Source organism: Lactovum odontotermitis (genome assembly GCF_054658595.1).
The window spans coordinates 1-17,920 of record NZ_BAAGGQ010000009.1; the positions used below are offsets into that span (position 1 = coordinate 1).

The following is a 17,920-nucleotide window of genomic DNA, read 5'->3' on the forward strand; positions in this document are numbered from 1 at the left end:
TCAAATGAAAAATGATGTGAGGGGCGCCCGTTAAGAAGCGAAGAAATTTAGGGAATTGAGGTTCTGCCTTTAGGCAGGTTCTCAATTCATCTAATTTCATAGCTTCTGGCGCTCCGAACTCAAATGAAAAATGATGTGAGGGGCGCCCGTTAAGAAGCGAAGAAATTTAGGGAATTGAGGTTCTGCCTTTAGGCAGGTTCTCAATTCATCTAATTTCATAGCTTCTGGCGCTCCGAACTCAAATGAGAAATGATGTGAGGGGCGCCCGTTAAGAAGCGAAGAAATTTAGGGAATTGAGGTTCTGCCGTAAGGCAGGTTCTCAATTCATCTAATTTCATAGCTTCTGGCGTCCCGAACTCAAATGAAAAATGATGTGAGGGGCGCCCGCAAAGAAGCGAAGAAATTTAGGGAATTGAGGTTCTGCCGTAAGGCAGGTTCTCAATTCATCTAATTTCATAGCTTCTGGCGTCCCGAACTCAAATGAGAGAAACTATGAAAAAAAATGAAATTATTTTTGACAAGGCACGATTCACTGTCTTAACGGAAAATCTGATTCGTATCGAGTATTCTGAGACGCTGAATTTCGAGAACAGCTTGACACAAATTGTACAAAATCGCAATTTTGATAGCCCAAAGTTCGATGTTATCAGGAAAGAGAATACGATTGAGATTTTGACATCCAGTGTCCGTTTGTACTATAACGGCGGAACATTCACAAAGTCGAGCTTGTTCGCCGATGCGCGCTATAATGCTTCGGTTTACTCGAATCGCTGGCGTTTCGGGGAAAAAATTGAAGGAAATTTGGGCGGAACCACCCGGACTCTAGACCGCGTAAACGGAGCTTGTCCATTGGATGACGGAATCATGTCAAAAAACGGTTTTGCTGTGCTGCCGGACGATAGCCTGGTTTTGAGCGCTGCCGGCGATATTGCCGGAAAATCCTCTGACCAGATTGACCTCTATTTCTTTGCTTATGGACGTGACTACCGCAGGGCTTTGCGTGACTTTTACCAGCTGACAGGCCCTACGCCTAAGCTTCCGAGATTTGCGCTGGGCAACTGGTGGAGCCGTTTCTATGAATACTCCGCCGACTCTTATCTGGCGCTGATGGACAAATTTGCGGAGAAGGAAGTTCCTTTATCTGTGGCTGTGATTGATATGGACTGGCATCTGAATGCCGAAGTGCCCAGCCGCTTTGGTTCTGGCTGGACCGGCTACACCTGGAATAAAGCGCTTTTCCCAAACCCGGCAGGACTAATTCATGAGCTCCACCGGCGTAAACTCAAAGTCACGCTGAATGACCATCCGGCGGACGGCATTCGTGCATTTGAAGCAGCCTACCCAGCAGTGGCGGAACGTCTGCATCTGGACGCTGAGCTGGAAGAGCCTGCGACCTTTGACTTTGACAATCCGGACTTCCGGAAGGCCTATTTTGAAGATGTCCACGGACCGCTTGAGAAAGACGGTGTCGACTTCTGGTGGCTGGACTGGCAGCAGGGAACGGTCTCCAAGTCAGGCGCTGACCCGCTCTGGCAGCTGAATCGTTATCAGTATGAGGATTCACAGAAGCTTCATCCGGATAATGTGATTTTGAGCCGTTATGCTGGACCAGGCTCACACCGCTATCCAATCGGATTTTCCGGCGATACTGTGATTTCCTGGGCGAGTCTGGATTTTCAGCCTTATTTTACCAGCACGGCGACAAATATCGGCTATACCTGGTGGAGTCACGACATCGGCGGACATATGCACGGCAGCAAGGATTCTGAGCTGACCTTGCGCTGGGTACAATACGGCGTCTTCTCGCCGATTAACCGTTTGCATTCGTCGAAGTCTGAATTTACCAGCAAAGAGCCCTGGCATTTTGACAGGGTGATTGAGGCGTCGATGGAAAAGTTTCTGCGTCTGCGCCATGCGCTGATTCCTTATCTTTATTCGGCAAATCAGCGTACAGCTGAGGAAGGACGCGCTCTCATCGAGCCGATGTACTACGAATATCCAATGGCAGAACCGGCCTATAGCCGTGATCACAAGAACCAGTATCTCTTCGGCTCTGAGCTGATGCTGGCGCCGATTACTCACAAGAGCAGCACGGAGCTGCAGATGGGCGAGGCAGATGTCTGGTTCCCTGAGGGGATTTGGTATGATTTCTTTACGGGAGAAAAATACGAGGGAAATGTAGAGCTGAAAGTCTATCGTGAAATCACAGAAATGCCTGTGTTTGCAAGGACTGGCGCTATTATTCCGTTGGATAAGCAGCCGCTGGCAGGTGAAGAAGTGCCTTCTGAGCTGATTTGGAAGATTTTCCCAGGTGCTCCGAATGAATATATTCTCCATGAAGATAACAATCAGACGACCGTCCGATTTGACGGGAAGAGGCTGACTTTGACAGAATCCCATCCGTCTGCGCGTCAGCACACGATTGTTTATGCTGGGCATGAAGCAGCGGCGGGTCTAACTGGAAATTTTGAGTTGGATTTGAGTCAGTTCAGCAGTGAATTTGACTGGACTTTTGAAGACGCTTTGATGCGCCGTCTGGACATTGCTGAAATCAGTTACGACGAGAAAGACTTCATTTTCGGACGGCTTAAACAACTGACAAGTTTTGAGCAACGCTGCGCTTTTATCAAAAATATTAAGAACATTGAGCTTCAGGATGCTCTGTTTGAGATAATTTATAGTGGAAAATAACGTTAAACCTTGATATAATTAAAAGAGTTAGAAAGATAAAGAAATCAAAATAGCAAGAATATTGTATCAAGAAAGAAAATGACAAAAATAACACTTAAACAAATTTCAAAACTAGCCGGTGTTTCACCAATGACCGTTTCAAACGTCATTCGCGGCAAAGACGCCAAGGTTTCAGCACCTACAAAGCAGAAAATCGAACAGCTGGTTAAAAAATATAACTACGTACCCAATCAGAATGCGGCGAATTTGCGCTCTGGCCGGTCAAATCTGATTGGTGTGCTTTTTTATAATAAGCATAATCAAGTAGACTTTATCGACCCCTTTGTCTCGGCAGTACTGACTGGTATTGAGCAGGCTGCCAATGCCGCCGGTTATTTTACCATGCTGCATACTGTGGCTGATGTGAAAAGTGTTGAAGCGCTGCAGAGAAATTGGACATTTGCAGGATTTATCGTTATTTCCTTGAACAATCAGGACTTCGTCAAAATGGATTGTGCCATTCATACGCCTGTCAGCTATATTGATACTTATTGGGACGAGGAGAGCAAGTTGCCTGATAAACCGAGAAATTTTATCGGGACAGATGAAGAAAAAGTGTCTAAAATAATTGCTGAATATCTGAGAAAAATGGGACACGAAAAAATCCTCTTTTACAGTTTTAATTTTGATGAAAGAGAATCCAGCGTTATTCAGAAGCGCTATCTGGCCTTTGCTAAGTATTTCCCCGATGCAGCAGTTCTGAAAGTGAAGACGCCAAGCTATCAGGATGTCCTCTCAAGCGTGTCACCATACCTGGAAGAACAACCTTTCACGGCCGTTTATGCCACCGCCGACCTGCTGGCCGCCCGATTCAGCCAGATTTTTAAAGACATTTCTATCATTGGTGTCGACGATGCCGATTTTGACAGTTTCATCGCTCCGAAGTTGACCACTGTTCGGATTGACCAGGTTGAAAAGGGGCGCTTGGCTGTGAAGTACTTGATTAAGTCGATTCAAAAAGGAAGTTCTAAGGACTTTTATTCGGACAGTGAGCTGATTGAGCGGGACAGTGTCTGGAAATTAAAATGACGAGATTTTTGTTTCTCGTCATTTATTTTGAGTTAATTTGCCTGAGGGTCCACATAATTCTCAATGTAGTGCTGATATTCAGCTTGAAGCTGCTTTTTGATTTCCTGATATTGGGCTTCAGTAAATCGTGCCTCAGCCATTTTGGCGACGTAGAAGGGTTGGTGCAGTTCTTCGCGGATGCGTGCCTCGAGCTCAGCCCGGCTCATTACAAAATCTTCGGTCATAATAATCCTCTTTCTTTATACCAAACGTCAGGTGTCCACATCCAGGTCCGTCCGTCCTCAGATAGCAGGTCGAAGGCGACTTGTGGCCCCATGCTGCCCGCGGCATACTCGGGCAGCGGTGATTTGTCTGCGTCCCAAGCTTCGCGGATAACGTCAATGAGTTCCCAGGCACGTTTGGCCTCTTCCCAGTGGGAGAAGTTCATGCCGTTGCCGTTCAATACGTCGAGAAAGAGTGTTTCGTAAGCTTCTGGAGAGTTGCCCAGATATTCAGCGTCGTGACGGAAAGACAGACGCAGCGGTTCAATTTCAAATCCTGAGCCTGCAGCTTTGCCGTTTACGGACAAACTGAAGCCTTCTGTCGGCTGAATGTAAATTGTCAGGACATTCTGCTCTGCTTTGTCAAAAAGTGAACCAGCTTCTTTTTTGAAGACAACGTTGATGCGCGTGCCTTTTTCTGTCAGGCGTTTACCGGAACGGACATAGAATGGGACGCCTGTCCAGCGCTCATTATCAATCAGGAATTTGCCGGCGGCAAAGGTTTCCGTGCGTGAATCTGCAGCCACATTCGGCTCCTCGCGGTAGCCGATAAAGTCCTGGCCGTCAAGTCTGCCGGCTGTATACTGTCCGCGCACGAAGTTGTTCAGCGCTTCTTTATGGCTGTATTTGCGGATTGCCTGCAGGGCCTTGACTTTTTCGCTCAAAATCGAAGTTTCGTCAAATTCAGCGGGTTTCTCCATTGCAAGCAGTGAAAGTACTTGCAGGACATGGTTTTGAATCATGTCTTTCAGTGCACCCGAGTGCTCGTAGTAGCCGCCGCGGTCTTCCACGCCGATTGCTTCAGCGAAGGTAATCTGGATGTTGTCAATGTACTGCCGGTTCCACACAGCCTCGAAGATAGGGTTCGCGAACCGGACGGCAGAGACAGACTGAATCATTTCTTTGCCGAGATAGTGGTCAATGCGGAAAATCTGGTCTTCACGGAAAACATGCTGCAGCGCGTCATTGAGCTCAGTGGCCGTTTTCAGACTCTCACCGAAGGGCTTTTCTATGACGATACGCTCAAAGCCTGCGCCGGTCAGGATTTTCCCAGACTGTAAATGTTCAGCTATGGTGCCGAAGAACTGCGGAGCCATTGCCAGAAAAAACACTTGGTTGCCCAGTGTCTGATATTGTTTCGCCAGTTTTTCGCCGAGATTTTTCAGGGTCACGTAATGCTCGGCTTGATTGACATCGTGGCTTTGATAGTAAAAGTGGCCGGCAAAGCTTTCTGCCTGGCGTTTGTCGTCTGTCAGCTCTGCGATAGATTTAAGGACGACCTCGCGATAATAGTCATCCGTCCAGGGACGGCGGGCAGTTCCGATGACTGCAAAATGTTCAGCTAATTCACCGCGCTTGAATAAGCGAAAGAGTGACGGGTATAATTTACGGCTGGCAAGGTCGCCAGTTGCGCCAAAAATTGTGAATAAGACTTGTTTTTCCATATTCTTAATTATAACACACGGACCTCTTTTCGAGATTTGTGCCAGCTTAAATTTCACTGGACAATTGACTTTGTTTTGTATAAAACTCTAGAACACGATTTCTGGCAAAAAACCGGGATATTGTGTATAATAGCGCTATAAAAGCGAAAAGGAGATTATAATGATGAAAATGACAGCTATTGTAAAACTCAGGGAGGCACTCACTGTAGTTTAAAATCCCGCCTCCCAATAAGTCTGTAGCATAAACTTTTGGAGGAACAAACAATTGAATACAAATTTTCTTACGGAAAAAGAAAACGAATTCCCTGGCTTCTACCTGGGACGGGTGGTTGAACAGGAAAGAAATCTTTATAAAGTCGTAACAGAGGACGGAGAGTTGAGCGCTGAAGTTTCCGGTAAATTCCGTTACGAAACCCTTGACTCGACTGATTTTCCAGCTGTCGGTGATTTTGTCCTGCTGGATAGAAAAAACGCTGCGGCAGGCACAGCCCTCATCCACAAGCGGCTTGAGCGCCAGTCCGTTTTGATTCGAAAAGCCGCCGGCACAGTCACCAGTGAGCGCCAGGTCATTGCCGCAAACATTGACAAAATCTTCATCTGCATGGCCCTAAACGAAGACTTCAACCTGCGAAGAGCGGAGCGCTATCTTGCCTTGACCTGGGAATCAGGCGCGACGCCCGTCTTAATCTTGACGAAGCAGGACCTTTGTGATGATTTAGAGGAAAAATTGTCAGATTTACAAAAAATTGCCCTAGGAGTCAAAATCTTAGTCACAAGCGGACTTGATGCAGAAGGTTATTTTCCGCTGTCAGAAGAAATAAAAAGTGGACAAACAGTCGCTTTTATAGGCTCTTCAGGCGTAGGAAAATCCACTCTGATTAACCGTCTGCTCGGTGAAGAGCTTATAAAAACCAGCGGATTAGGAGTTGACAGCAAAGGAAGACACACAACCACACACCGCAAATTATTCACACTCGCCTCAGGGGCGATGGTCATTGACACACCGGGCATGCGTGAACTCGGCCTGGAAAACGCCAACTTCTCAGAATCATTTCCAGACATTGACGAGCTAGCCCTGTCCTGCAAATTTTCAGACTGCAGCCACAAAAACGAACCAGGCTGTGCCGTTCTTGAAGCCATAGCAAGCGGCGAACTCACCACTGAGCGCCTGTCAAACTACCTGAAAATGAAAAAAGAATCAGGCTATGACGGCCTGACCTCAAGACAAATCCAGCTAGCCAAGCATGAAGAACGACGCAAAGAGCTGGCCGGCGCGAGAAATTACAGAAAAATACTGCACGACAGAGCCAAACGGCGCTAGTCAAATAAAATAAATACCGGCGGGTTTAGGTTTAAACCGGCCGGTATTTTGTTCTAGTAAGGCACAGACAAATATATGAGGAAGAAGATAAAAAATATCAGATATGATAATCTGGAAAAAATTCATTGACTTCTCTTTCTGTTGTGTTAACTAAATTAAAACACTTAAACAGTTTTAGTGCAGAAAAATAATCTTTTAGCTTTTCTTTTGCCGATGCGGATTGAGGATTTTGTTTCAATTCATAAATGAAATTATGGTAAACAAAATGTACTTTCTCATAAATAAAAAGGTCAGAGTCAAGTGCTTTATCCAAATAAGTTAACCAAGCCGATAACGGTTCATAACACTCTCTTTTCAAGAGAACATCAATACTGTTTAAAATGGAAGCATACTTCCTTTGCCTGAGGCTTGGAAAATCTAAATTATTTTGTCCTGAATGAATAATCTGTTTTACAATTTTAATAATTGTGTCATTGTCAAAGAGAATCACACAATAAGCGAAGAGCCAAAACTCATAACTAGTGAATTCTTCGATTGTTGTCAGATAGTTGGTAAGGTATTTAACGTCAATTACAGGGACCTCATAGTTGGAATCTAGATTCTTTATGACAGCTTTAATCACAATTAAATTCAATTTATATTTACTTTTTTCGGGGAATTTTTTTAATGTATACTTTGCTTCTCTCAGCATATTTTTTAACAGTGCGAGATTATTTGAATGATAGGCTTCATTAAGTTTAGTGGGGAAGAGGAACTCACCATTACCAGAGTTATTGTAATAGGCGCGTGAAAATTCCTCTAGAGAAACATTGATTGAAAGAAGCCCGTCAAACAACTTTTCTACTGTGATACTACTTTTTCCGGTTTCAAATTTTGAAATTTGAGGATATGAAAAATGCTCGTTGGCAACTTCCTTTATTTCAATATTTTTTGCTTGGCGTAATTCTCTGAAAGTCTGTCCTATAATTGAATCTAACATTTTGCTCCTTTATTCATATATGAGAAATATATTTCTTTGTGGGCTTGACCGAATTTATTATTTATTATATACTTCTTTTAATATTTTGCAAATATTTAGAAAAGGAGCAATAATAATGAATAATAAATTTTTAGGCATTATGGTGCAAGACCCAGATTTTCCATGGGGAAAATAAGATTTCAAACAGGAAAGTGATAGAAGTAGTTTAAACCTCAAAGCGTGAAACGTTTTCAGAAAGGAGAACGAATGAAAGATTTATCCAAATACGTTGTGACAAAAGAGTTAGAAGATGGAATAGCTCTGCTCAATACAAAGAATAATTTTTCTGTCATGGTCACGAATGATTTGTTGGCAAAGATGAAAAATGATTCACAGACACTCAATGATTATGAAGATTATCTTTCTTCAAACCGCTTTTTTCCAGAGGAAAATGAATTTGAGAAAATGATGGAAGGAGTTTTTTCAGAGGAAGCTGAGACGCTGAGACTTACCATTTTGACGCATGGAGACTGCAACTTTCGCTGTCTTTACTGCTATGAGAAATTTGAAAATATTGGGATGTCTCGTGAGACGATGGATAATATTGTAGCTTTTGCTGATAAAAAATTGTCAAGCGGGAACTACAAAACTTTACGTGCGTCATGGTTTGGCGGCGAACCTCTATTAGGTTATAAAGCCATCGTTTATTTATCCGATAAATTTCAGGAGCTTACGTCAAAATATCAGTTAAAATACATTGCTGATATGACAACGAATGGTTATTTACTTGATGAAAGAAAGTTTAAAGTACTTGTTGAAGATTGTAAATGTACAATCTATCAGATTACGATTGACGGCAACGAGGAGAGCCATGACCAGCAACGGGTTCTAAAAAATGGGCACGGAAGTTATCGGCGTATTTATGATAATCTTTTGAAGATACAGAAAACACAACTGAAATGTGTTGTTATCCTACGATTCAATGTTTCTAAAGTGAATTATCAGAATGTTCAGCATTTTATGATTGATGAGGGACTTCCGTTCAAAAATGATAGAAGATTCCTCATGCTCTACAGAAACGTTGGTGATTGGGGCCAAGGAGAACGTGAAGAGGATTATCAGGTAGAACGGCTCGACAAGGACATTGTTTACTCTTTTTCGCTGCAGGCTTTAAAATTTGGTTATCAACTTTATGAATCTTATGTTAACCTTTCCAACCAATTGGCTTGTTATGCGCAAAATCCGAATAATTATACTTTTAGTGTAAGAGGAAAAATCATGGCTTGCACAGTGCTGCTCTATGACCAGGTGAATTTGTTCGGAGATGTCAATCAGAATCTGTTGAATGATGAGAAAAGAAAAAAGTTGTGGCTACACAGCTTAGAAAAAATTCCGGAAGATTGCAGAAATTGTGAGATTGTGTCGGTTTGCAAAGGAGGTGCTTGTCCCAAACTGGTTTTAGCAGACCACTGGACTCAAGAGCGAATCTGTCAAAAGAGCAAAATGAACTTTGAGCAGAATTTTGATTTGTTCTGTCGGCAGAACCTGTACAAGGTGGTGCTGGATGTTGAGTGATGTAAGATACCTTCTACAGTTTGTCTCAAAGAAGAAGCTGATTCTCTTTGGGCTAGCAATGATTGCTAATTCTCTCTTAGGGCTTGCAACGGCGCTGATTGTCCAGCATGCTGCTCAAATGCAGGGAATAACCAGCTTGCAGAAGATTCTCATTTTCGGGCTTGTGAGTGCTGGGCTTTATGCTTATGTCGCCATCGCAATTTTGTTTGGGATGACAGTTGAAAACTGGCTGGTCTATGGTTTTTCGGTAAATATTACGATGTCGCTGATGCGTAAGTTTATGCAGCATAAAACTGAAATGAAGAACTCAGAAAAAGTGTCGGTGCTGAATTTAGATATGGACCTTTTTGAGAGTTTTTACATTATTCCGATTTTAGACATTCCATATCAAAGTGTTGTCTTTGTTACCCCGCTGCTTTATATGCTTTCACAGAATGTCTGGCTAGGTATACTTTTCGCGGCTGGGACATTCTGTCTAATATTGCCGCAGCTTTTTCTGAATAATCGCCTGCAAAAGTATGGAAAAGAAGTCTCTGACCAAAAGTCTGTTTTTCTTGAGAAAATGACGGACATGATGAATGGCAGAAAGACAATCATCAAGAATCAGAGTACAGAACCTGCTTTGTTGATGGGAGAAAAGTACATTAAGAAACGCGCGAAAGCCGAGCTCTGGTCAAGCTTTTCAGTGAATCTGATTTTTGCTTTGAGTTCATTTTTGAGGATATTTTCGGAAATCGTGCCCTTTGTAGTTGGGATAATTCTGATTGCTCAGGGTTCAAGTTTAGCTTTCCCAGTTTTATTGGCCTTATTTTCTGCGAGTCAGCAGCTTAAGACGCCATTGCAAAATATTATTAGTGACTATGCCTACATTCAGCAGTACACCAAATTAAAAGAAAAAATTTATCATTTGCTTAAATTGCCGGAAATGACTTTAGACGAAAGATTGCAAGACGGTAACTTTAATAAGCTAGTAATCTCGGGATTGGGCAAAGCATTTTCCGGAAAAAAGATTTTTGAAAAATTTTTCTGGGAGATTCCTTATGGTAAAAAAGTGCTTGTGAAGGGTGAAAGCGGAAGCGGAAAATCTACACTGCTGCGGTTGATTGCTGGAGAGATTGACAAAGATGCTGGAGAAGTTTATCTGTTGAAAGACAACGGTGAAAAGATTCAACTAAAACCGGATTATTTCGGCTGGATTGATCAGGAGCCCTTTCTCTTCAACGAAACTATCCGTTATAATCTGACGCTGGGACAGAGTTTCACGGACCAGCAGCTGGAAGAAGCCTTAAATGAGGTAAATCTTTCAGATATTTCGCTTGACTTTTTAGTCAAAAACAATGGCGATAATATCTCAGGCGGGCAAAGAATTCGTCTGGAACTTGCGAGATTTCTGCTTAGAAAAAAATGTTTGCTTCTAGTAGATGAAGTGACGGCGGCGCTGGACAGCGAAAATAGCCGAAAGATTAGAGATTTGATTCTTAATCTGCCGTCAACAATCATTGAGGTGGCTCACCATATTGACGACGAAAGTCGTTATGATGACATAATTAATTTGGAAAGGAGATGGACAGAATGAAAGTTATTGAAAATGAAGAAGAGCTTCAAGAAGAAACTGTTGGTAATGTTTGCGGTGCTGGCTGCTGATATTATTACATTAATGTGAAGTCGTCACGAAAGTGAAAATTTCGTAACGGCTGTAGGTAAATCTACCAGTGTCTCTGGTAGTGTGAACAGAACAGGAGTATCAGAAAATGCTCCTGTTTTTGTTTAGTTAATATCACTTATCCTCATAAATAAACTGTTTCCCGCGGAAAAGCGAAACAACAGCGGCGACCAGTGAGATTCCGGCGGAAATCCAGAAGGCCAGCTGCAGGCTTGACATGACGGCTGGTGCGATGATGTTCGGGAAGAAGGTTTTGCTGACGAGTAAGATTTGTGTTGCTTTGGGCAGGGCCTGCATGATGTTTTCCGGAACCATCTGCTGCATTGGGTTATAGCCCAGAAAGGCTGCAAAGAGTGCGGATGTCGGCGGCATTTCGGAGATTTTCTGGGCGACTTTTTCTGGAACGCCTGCTTTGAGAAGTCCTGAATTTAAGACGGCCGGTAGTCTGCTTGAAAGTCCTGCAATGATAATTGTAAAGTAGAAGGCCATTGATAGTGAGGTTCCGGTATTCTGGAAGGTTGAGCGCATGCCGGAGGCCACGCCGCGGTACTCTGCGGGTACTGAGTTCATGACGGCGCTGGTATTTGGTGCGGCAAACATGCCCATGCCAAGGCCTAGCAGGATTAAGATGAAGAAAAGGCCGATATAGTTGAAGTTGACAGGCAGGGTGTTCAAGAGCACGAAGCCTAGTGTTGACAGAGCCATGCCTCCGGTTGCAAATTCCCGGGCGCCGTAACGGTCGGACAGCCGTCCGCAGAGGGGTCCCATGGCGAAGAATCCTGCCATCATAGGGAACATGTAAATACCTGCCCAAAGTGGTGTGTCCTCGAAGTTATAACCGTGCAAAGGCAGCCAGATTCCCTGCAGCCAGATAATCAAGATAAAGTTCAGACCCCCTCGGGCGATTGATGAAAGGAAGAGTGAGATATTTCCGGCCGCGAAAGCACGGATTTTGAAGAGCTGCAGGTGGAACATAGGTGATTTCACTCGCATCTCGATAAATACAAAGGCAATCAGTAGAAGAATGCCGGGAATCATCAGTGCCCAGAGCTTAAAGCTTCCCCAGCCCATCACGGAGGTCTTGGTCGGCATAATCCCGATGGTAAAGGCAATCAGTATCAGAACGAGCCCGGCGGCAAATGTAATATTTCCCCACCAGTCAATCTTTTTTGACTTGTCAGGCTGTGTCTGCTCTTTTAGCTTGAGATAAGCCCAGACAGTGCCGAATAAACCAACTGGTACATTAACCAGAAAGACCAGGCGCCAGTCAATGGCCGACAGCAGTCCGCCTAAAATCAGACCAATCAGATTTCCGCCCACGGAAGAGATTTGGTTGAGTCCCATGGCCATTCCGCGTTCTTTCGGTCCGAAGGCATCGGTAATAATTGCCATCGAATTTGAAAAAAGAAATCCGGCGCCCACGCCCTGCACCATTCGCATGACAATCATAAAAATAACATTTGACGGCGTGAAAAAAAGTGCGATTGAGGCAATTGTGAAGACGGCAAAGCCAAGGTTGTAGAGTTTGACGCGTCCGTACATGTCGGACAAGCGGCCGAATGTGACCAGCAGTGTTGCTGTGACGACGTTAAAGCCCATCAGCATCCAAAGCATGTAATTTGCGCCGGCCGTGGAAAGCGGGTCGACGTGCACGCCTCTGAAAATCGCCGGGAGTGAGATTAGCATGATATTTCCGGTGATGGATGCCATCAAAACGCCGAGGGTCGTATTGGAAAGCGCAACCCACTTGTAATTGCCAGGTTTACGTGCCCCGTACTTTTCGTTGTATTTTTCGTTTGCTTTGAGTAATCGTTGACTTGGTTTGTTTGAGTTCATTTGTTTCATTCATTTCCTCCACAAACCTTTATTATACACCATATTCATGTCAGAAAATTCAGTCTTAGACTTTTTTGGCAATTTTATCCAATTTTTTAAATCCTGAGCATATTTCTTTGTGTTTACAAACGTAGATGATATAATAAATTATCGTTTACATTTGTAAATGAATTCTAACGAAATTGCGACTTACTCAACAGGAGATTTATTATGACAACGACACAACAACTCAACACAGCAGACATCCTCGGCGGCATCCATCACGTGACCGCCATCACTTCAAGCGCCCAGAAAATCTACGATTTCTTCACCAACATCTTAGGTCTGCGCCTCGCGAAACTGACCGTCAACCAGGATGACTACGAGACCTACCACCTCTATTTCACCGACGAGGACGGCAATGCCGGGACAGACATGACCTTCTTTGACTTTCCAGGCATTCCGCAAGGCCGCCACGGCACAGACGAGATTAACCGCACCTCTTTCCGCGTGCCGAGCGACGAGTCACTGCGTTACTGGAAGACACGTTTTGCTAAAGCAGAGGTCAAGCACGGAAACATTTCCACTCGTTTCGGGAAAAAGTACCTGGAATTTGAAGACTTTGACGGACAGCGCTACCAGCTGATTTCTGATGAAAACAACGTCGGTGTACCTGCCGGACAAACCTGGCAGTTGTCAAATGTGTCACCCGAGCACGCCATAACTGGTCTTGGCCCAGTTTTCATAAAGGTGGCTGAATCTGAAAACCTGAAACTTATCCTCAAAGAAGTTTTCGGCTTCCGCGAAGCAGGGACTGAAGGCTACATGACACTGTTTGAAGTCGCTGAGGGCGGCAATGGCGCTGCAGTTATTGTCGAGCAGTCGGTGGATGAAGCAAGCTGGCAAGGCTTTGGCACAGTACACCATCTGGCACTGCGCACGAAAAATCCTGAGACATTGAAATACTGGATTGACCGCATTCACAGTTATCGTTTGCCAGACTCAGGTCTGGTTGACCGTTTCTACTTCTCAAGTGAATATGTCCGCGTCGCGCGCGGTGTCCTCTTTGAAATTGCGACAGACAGTCCTGGTATCGGCGCGCTTGATATGGCGATGTCCGCCGGACAAGTCGACAGCTACGAAGAGGCGCTGATGCTCTCTGGCTTCTGGGTAGACGAAACGAAGGAAGAAGCTGGTTTGGGGCTGAGTCTGCCGCCGCACCTTTTCCCTGGTGATGAAGCGACAAAGGCTGCCGCCGCTGCACGTCTGCGCCCGGTTGATACCTCTGACGCCGGTCGTGACCGCAGACAAGATGAACTCTGGACCATGAAAAAACTCCTGGCTCGAAAAGCCGGCGAGCCAATAAACTAATAAACTAAGCGAGTCCTTATGAAAAGCTACAAAGCAGATAATTTAACAGAAAAAGAAGTCTACAAGCTCTTGTCGGGCGCAATTATCCCGCGTCCGATTGCTTGGCTGACCACGCAGAATGCCGACGGGCTTGTCAATGCGGCGCCGTTCAGCTTCTTTACAGTCGTTTCATCAGAACCGCCGATCGTCGCGATTTCAATGACTGCGATGAAGGATTCGGTGCGGAATTTGCTGGAAACAGGCGAGGGTGTGATTCAACTCGTGAGCTCTAACAACATCGAACAAATGAATCAGACAGCCTCAACTTTGCCTGCAGATGAAAGTGAAGTGCTCAAATTCGGCATTCCGACAGTCAACTCTGAAGTCGTCAGCGTCCCTGCAGTCAAAGATTCACTGGTGCGCTTTGAAGTCAAACTCTATCAGCACTTGCCGGTCGGGAAGCACAGCCATCTGATGCTGCTTGAAATTGTTAATTTTGCTTTTGCAGATGATTTGCTTGATGCTGAGAATTTTCATGTAAATGCTGAGAAGCTAGACCCTGTCGCACGACTGGCTGGCAATAATTATGCCCAGCTTGGTCGCATATTTGAAATAAAAAGGCCAAAATGAATACACATTACCTTTACCGCTCAGGTGATTCAAACCTGGCACCAGTATTGCTGCTCCACGGCACAGGCGGTGACGAGACAGAACTGCTGCCGCTTGCCGAAATGATACTGCCGAACCACCCAGTTCTCGCCATCCGCGGGCGTGTCAGTGAAAATGGACATCCTCGTTATTTCGAGCGCTATGCCGAGGGACTGTTCAACCTGGAATCGCTGGCGGCAGAAACTGACTGGCTGTATGAGGAACTGCAGGAACTGGCCGGGAAATTCGAGATGGACATTAACAGAATGATTGTGATTGGCTATTCAAATGGGGCCAACATTGCGCTGCATATGGCTCTGTCAAAGCCGGTTAAATTTGCTGCAATTGTTGGACATCATGCCATGCAGCTCACAAAAGTTCCTGTACAAGCTGACCAACTCGCACAGACAAATATTTTCCTGACTTACGCTGAGAATGATTTTATCGTCTCCGCTGAGAGCTTTGCACAACTCACCGAAAACCTGCGTGCCGCGGGTGCAGATTTGAGCATTCATCGTGAAAATAGCGGCCATCAACTGACACGCAGTGAAGCCCTGGCTGCGCGAAATTACTTACAGAAAAAATAAATTCTTAATAAGAAAATGCAAAAAGCTGAATAGAAGAGGTAAACTCTGTCCTATTCAGCTTTTTTGTTTAACTGTCATTTCTGCGTGGAAAATCGAAGATATTCGACAAGATAATAAAAAGGCAACATTTAATAAAACGCAACATTTCCACTAAAAAGTGACACAATTCCACTAGAAAAGTTTCCCTGCAAACGTTATCATTGATTAAAAGATTTAGACAATTTTTCCAAAAGTGCTAAACTCTCACGACGGCTGTAAATCTGCTCAGCATCAATTCTTACTTCGTCAACGGACTTATCCTTTTTAGCCGGCCGAATTGATTCGCGATTATTGCGAAAATCCTTTGGACTACTTCCGTACCTGATTTTGAAAGCTTTGTTAAAGGTTCGGATATCGGAAAAACCGCAGCGATTCGTGATGTCAAGCAAATTCTCGTTCGTCGTTAAAAGCAGGCGGTAGCCGTATTCACAGCGTATGTTAGTGAGATAGTCCTGAAAAGAAAGGCCAAAATTATTTTTAAAAAAGTGGCTGAAGTAGGTTTTCGAAAAGCCCTCCTGTTCGGCCAGGTCCTGCAGTGAGATACCGTCTATAAAATCGTCCTGGATACGTGCAGAGATGCGCTGCATTCTTCTTTGCAAGTCAAGTAGTTTGTTCCGCTGGGAATTGTTCAATAAATCGTACTTTACAAGTTTCAGCAATTCATAAAGAATGAGGTAAGTTAAGCCGACGGTTAAAAGAGGAAGACTCTCCTGGTCTTTAAAATAACTTTCGGCCGCAGCAATCAGATGTGGAACTAATTTAGATTCTTCGGGCGGCTCAAAGGGATGGCTGTCAAAAACAATGGTATCCAAAGCCGGATAAGTTGCGGCAAAAGTTGTCATAGGAAATTGCAGTATAAGTAAGCAGATGGATGATTCAGACTTGAATTCATGAACTTGACAGCTATTAAAAACCATCACTTGTCCCGCATGAAGCGAATATTTTGTCTGCTGAGTATTGACCTGTCCAACGCCTGAGATGACATAGATGATTTCGGTATCAAAATGAAGATGTGCGCGTCGATAATGGATGTTATTAATCATAAATTTAAGGTCAATCCCGCGTCTATGTTCAATTTTTTCAAATTCATTCTTCATAATGTCTTTAACCTCCTGCCGCTATTATAGCACAGTGACAAGAGTTAAGAAATACACCAAAAATAGGAGGAGTTAGCTAAAATGGCTTACTTTAACAACATCCCAACCGTTCAATACGAGGGACCAAAAACGAAGAACATGTTTGCTTTTCGCCATTACAATCCTGAGGAAGTGGTTCTCGGCAAAACAATGCAGGAACATCTCCATTTTGCTTTGGCTTACTGGCATACGCTCGGCATGGACGGCTCGGACCCGTTTGGTCTGGCAACGATGGAGCGTCCATGGGACGGCGGCACGCCAATGGAACAGGCCCATAAACGTGTGGATGTTTTCTTTGAAATTGCTTCAAAACTCCAGATGAAATATTTCTGTTTCCATGACTGGGATATTGCACCGCAAGGCGACTCTATCAAAGAATTTTTTGCAAATCTTGATGAAATCACAGACCACATCAAAGAAAAAATGGATGAAACTGGAATTCAGCTTCTTTGGAATACAGCGAATATGTTCTCGCATCCGCGTTTCATGAATGGTGTGGCAAGCTCGAACCGTGCAGAAGTTTTAGCTTATGGGGCTGCTCAAGTCAAAAAAGGTCTTGACCTTTCCAAAAAGCTCGGCGGTCAGAACTATGTCTTCTGGGGCGGACGTGAAGGTTATGAAAGTCTTTTGAATACTGACATGGGGCTAGAGATGGACCACATGGCAAAATTCTACCGCATGGCAATTGATTATGCAAAGTCAATCGGTCATCTGCCTGTCTTCCTGCTGGAGCCTAAGCCGAAAGAGCCGATGACGCATCAGTATGACTATGATGCTGCAACTGCGCTTGCTTTCCTGCAAAAGTATGACCTGATGGACTACTTCAAACTCAATCTTGAAACAAACCATGCCTGGCTGGCCGGTCACACATTTGAGCATGAGATTAATACTGCCCGGGTTTACAATGCGCTTGGCTCTATTGATGCCAATCAGGGAAATTACATGCTCGGCTGGGATACGGATGAATTTCCAACTCTTGTCAATGAAATCACACTTGCAATGTACCAGGTTCTCTTGAACGGCGGTCTTCATAAAGGCGGAATTAACTTTGACGCAAAAGTACGCCGCACATCATTCAAACCGGAAGATTTGCTTTTAGCACATATTGCTGGAATGGATACTTATGCGCGTGCACTTAAAGGCGCTGCCGCTATTCTTGAAGACAAGTTCCTGTCGGATATTATTGCAAAACGTTATGAGTCTTATCAGACAACAGAAGTCGGCCGCTCAATTGAAAACGGGACTGCAAGCTTTGAAACACTGGCTGCTTATGCTCTTGAGCACGGGGATGAAATTGAAATGGACTCGAATCACCTGGAATATATCAAATCTGTTTTGAATGATTACTTGATTTGAGAGTAAAT

Annotated in this window: 14 protein-coding genes; 9 read left to right on the forward strand and 5 right to left on the reverse strand. The window is 44.3% G+C overall.

Annotation, left to right across the window (positions count from 1 at the left end):
• Positions 1-492 precede the first annotated feature (492 nt).
• Entirely contained in the window at positions 493-2,691 is a 2,199-nt protein-coding gene (locus ACYQ2E_RS06160; protein WP_460017201.1) for a glycoside hydrolase family 31 protein, read from the forward strand.
• Between the two features lie 78 nt (positions 2,692-2,769).
• Positions 2,770-3,759 carry a LacI family DNA-binding transcriptional regulator gene (locus ACYQ2E_RS06165; protein WP_460017202.1) on the forward strand — a complete coding sequence of 330 codons (990 nt, stop codon included), beginning with the start codon at positions 2,770-2,772 and terminating at the stop codon, positions 3,757-3,759.
• 32 nt (positions 3,760-3,791) lie between these two features.
• On the opposite strand, the gene ACYQ2E_RS06170 is transcribed toward ACYQ2E_RS06165, so the two are convergent.
• Positions 3,792-3,983 (reverse strand): hypothetical protein, encoded by a 192-nt coding sequence (locus ACYQ2E_RS06170; RefSeq protein ID WP_460017203.1) that lies wholly within the window; start codon positions 3,981-3,983, stop codon positions 3,792-3,794.
• Positions 3,980-5,464 (reverse strand): glucose-6-phosphate dehydrogenase, encoded by a 1,485-nt coding sequence (gene zwf, locus ACYQ2E_RS06175; protein WP_460017204.1) that lies wholly within the window; start codon positions 5,462-5,464, stop codon positions 3,980-3,982. Before zwf ends, ACYQ2E_RS06170 begins: the two co-directional genes overlap by 4 nt.
• A gap of 265 nt (positions 5,465-5,729) precedes the next feature.
• Here zwf and rsgA point away from each other — a divergent pair, with 265 nt between their 5' ends.
• Positions 5,730-6,785, forward strand: a complete 1,056-nt coding sequence (gene rsgA, locus ACYQ2E_RS06180; protein ID WP_460017205.1) for a ribosome small subunit-dependent GTPase A — start codon at positions 5,730-5,732, stop codon at positions 6,783-6,785.
• 97 nt (positions 6,786-6,882) lie between these two features.
• Here the strand turns inward: rsgA and ACYQ2E_RS06185 are convergent, their stop codons facing one another.
• The gene (locus ACYQ2E_RS06185; RefSeq protein ID WP_460017206.1) at positions 6,883-7,764 is read right to left on the reverse strand and encodes a helix-turn-helix domain-containing protein; all 882 of its coding nucleotides are present in this window, start codon (positions 7,762-7,764) and stop codon (positions 6,883-6,885) included.
• A 246-nt stretch (positions 7,765-8,010) separates the two neighbouring features.
• Between ACYQ2E_RS06185 and ACYQ2E_RS06190 the strand changes: the two genes are divergently transcribed.
• Complete coding sequence (locus tag ACYQ2E_RS06190) at positions 8,011-9,318, forward strand: radical SAM protein (protein ID WP_460017207.1); 1,308 nt, start codon at positions 8,011-8,013, stop codon at positions 9,316-9,318.
• Positions 9,308-10,894, forward strand: a complete 1,587-nt coding sequence (locus ACYQ2E_RS06195) for an ATP-binding cassette domain-containing protein (RefSeq protein ID WP_460017208.1) — start codon at positions 9,308-9,310, stop codon at positions 10,892-10,894. Before ACYQ2E_RS06190 ends, ACYQ2E_RS06195 begins: the two co-directional genes overlap by 11 nt.
• A gap of 201 nt (positions 10,895-11,095) precedes the next feature.
• Here ACYQ2E_RS06195 and ACYQ2E_RS06200 read toward each other — a convergent pair whose 3' ends face one another.
• Positions 11,096-12,826, reverse strand: a complete 1,731-nt coding sequence (locus tag ACYQ2E_RS06200) for an MFS transporter (RefSeq protein WP_460017209.1) — start codon at positions 12,824-12,826, stop codon at positions 11,096-11,098.
• Positions 12,827-13,027: 201 nt separating this feature from the next.
• Here ACYQ2E_RS06200 and ACYQ2E_RS06205 point away from each other — a divergent pair, with 201 nt between their 5' ends.
• Genes ACYQ2E_RS06205 through ACYQ2E_RS06215 form a run of 3 tightly spaced genes read left to right on the forward strand, consistent with a single transcriptional unit; the run spans position 13,028 to position 15,381 of the window.
• Positions 13,028-14,167 carry a VOC family protein gene (locus tag ACYQ2E_RS06205; RefSeq protein ID WP_460017210.1) on the forward strand — a complete coding sequence of 380 codons (1,140 nt, stop codon included), beginning with the start codon at positions 13,028-13,030 and terminating at the stop codon, positions 14,165-14,167.
• Between the two features lie 18 nt (positions 14,168-14,185).
• Positions 14,186-14,776 carry a flavin reductase family protein gene (locus tag ACYQ2E_RS06210; protein ID WP_460017211.1) on the forward strand — a complete coding sequence of 197 codons (591 nt, stop codon included), beginning with the start codon at positions 14,186-14,188 and terminating at the stop codon, positions 14,774-14,776.
• Entirely contained in the window at positions 14,773-15,381 is a 609-nt protein-coding gene (locus ACYQ2E_RS06215; protein WP_460017212.1) for an alpha/beta hydrolase, read from the forward strand. The genes ACYQ2E_RS06210 and ACYQ2E_RS06215 overlap by 4 nt, the downstream gene beginning before the upstream one ends.
• Before the next feature lie 197 nt (positions 15,382-15,578).
• On the opposite strand, the gene ACYQ2E_RS06220 is transcribed toward ACYQ2E_RS06215, so the two are convergent.
• Entirely contained in the window at positions 15,579-16,517 is a 939-nt protein-coding gene (locus ACYQ2E_RS06220) for a helix-turn-helix domain-containing protein (protein ID WP_460017213.1), read from the reverse strand.
• Between the two features lie 81 nt (positions 16,518-16,598).
• Between ACYQ2E_RS06220 and xylA the strand changes: the two genes are divergently transcribed.
• Positions 16,599-17,912 (forward strand): xylose isomerase, encoded by a 1,314-nt coding sequence (gene xylA, locus ACYQ2E_RS06225; RefSeq protein ID WP_460017214.1) that lies wholly within the window; start codon positions 16,599-16,601, stop codon positions 17,910-17,912.
• The last annotated feature ends 8 nt before the right edge of the window (positions 17,913-17,920 follow it).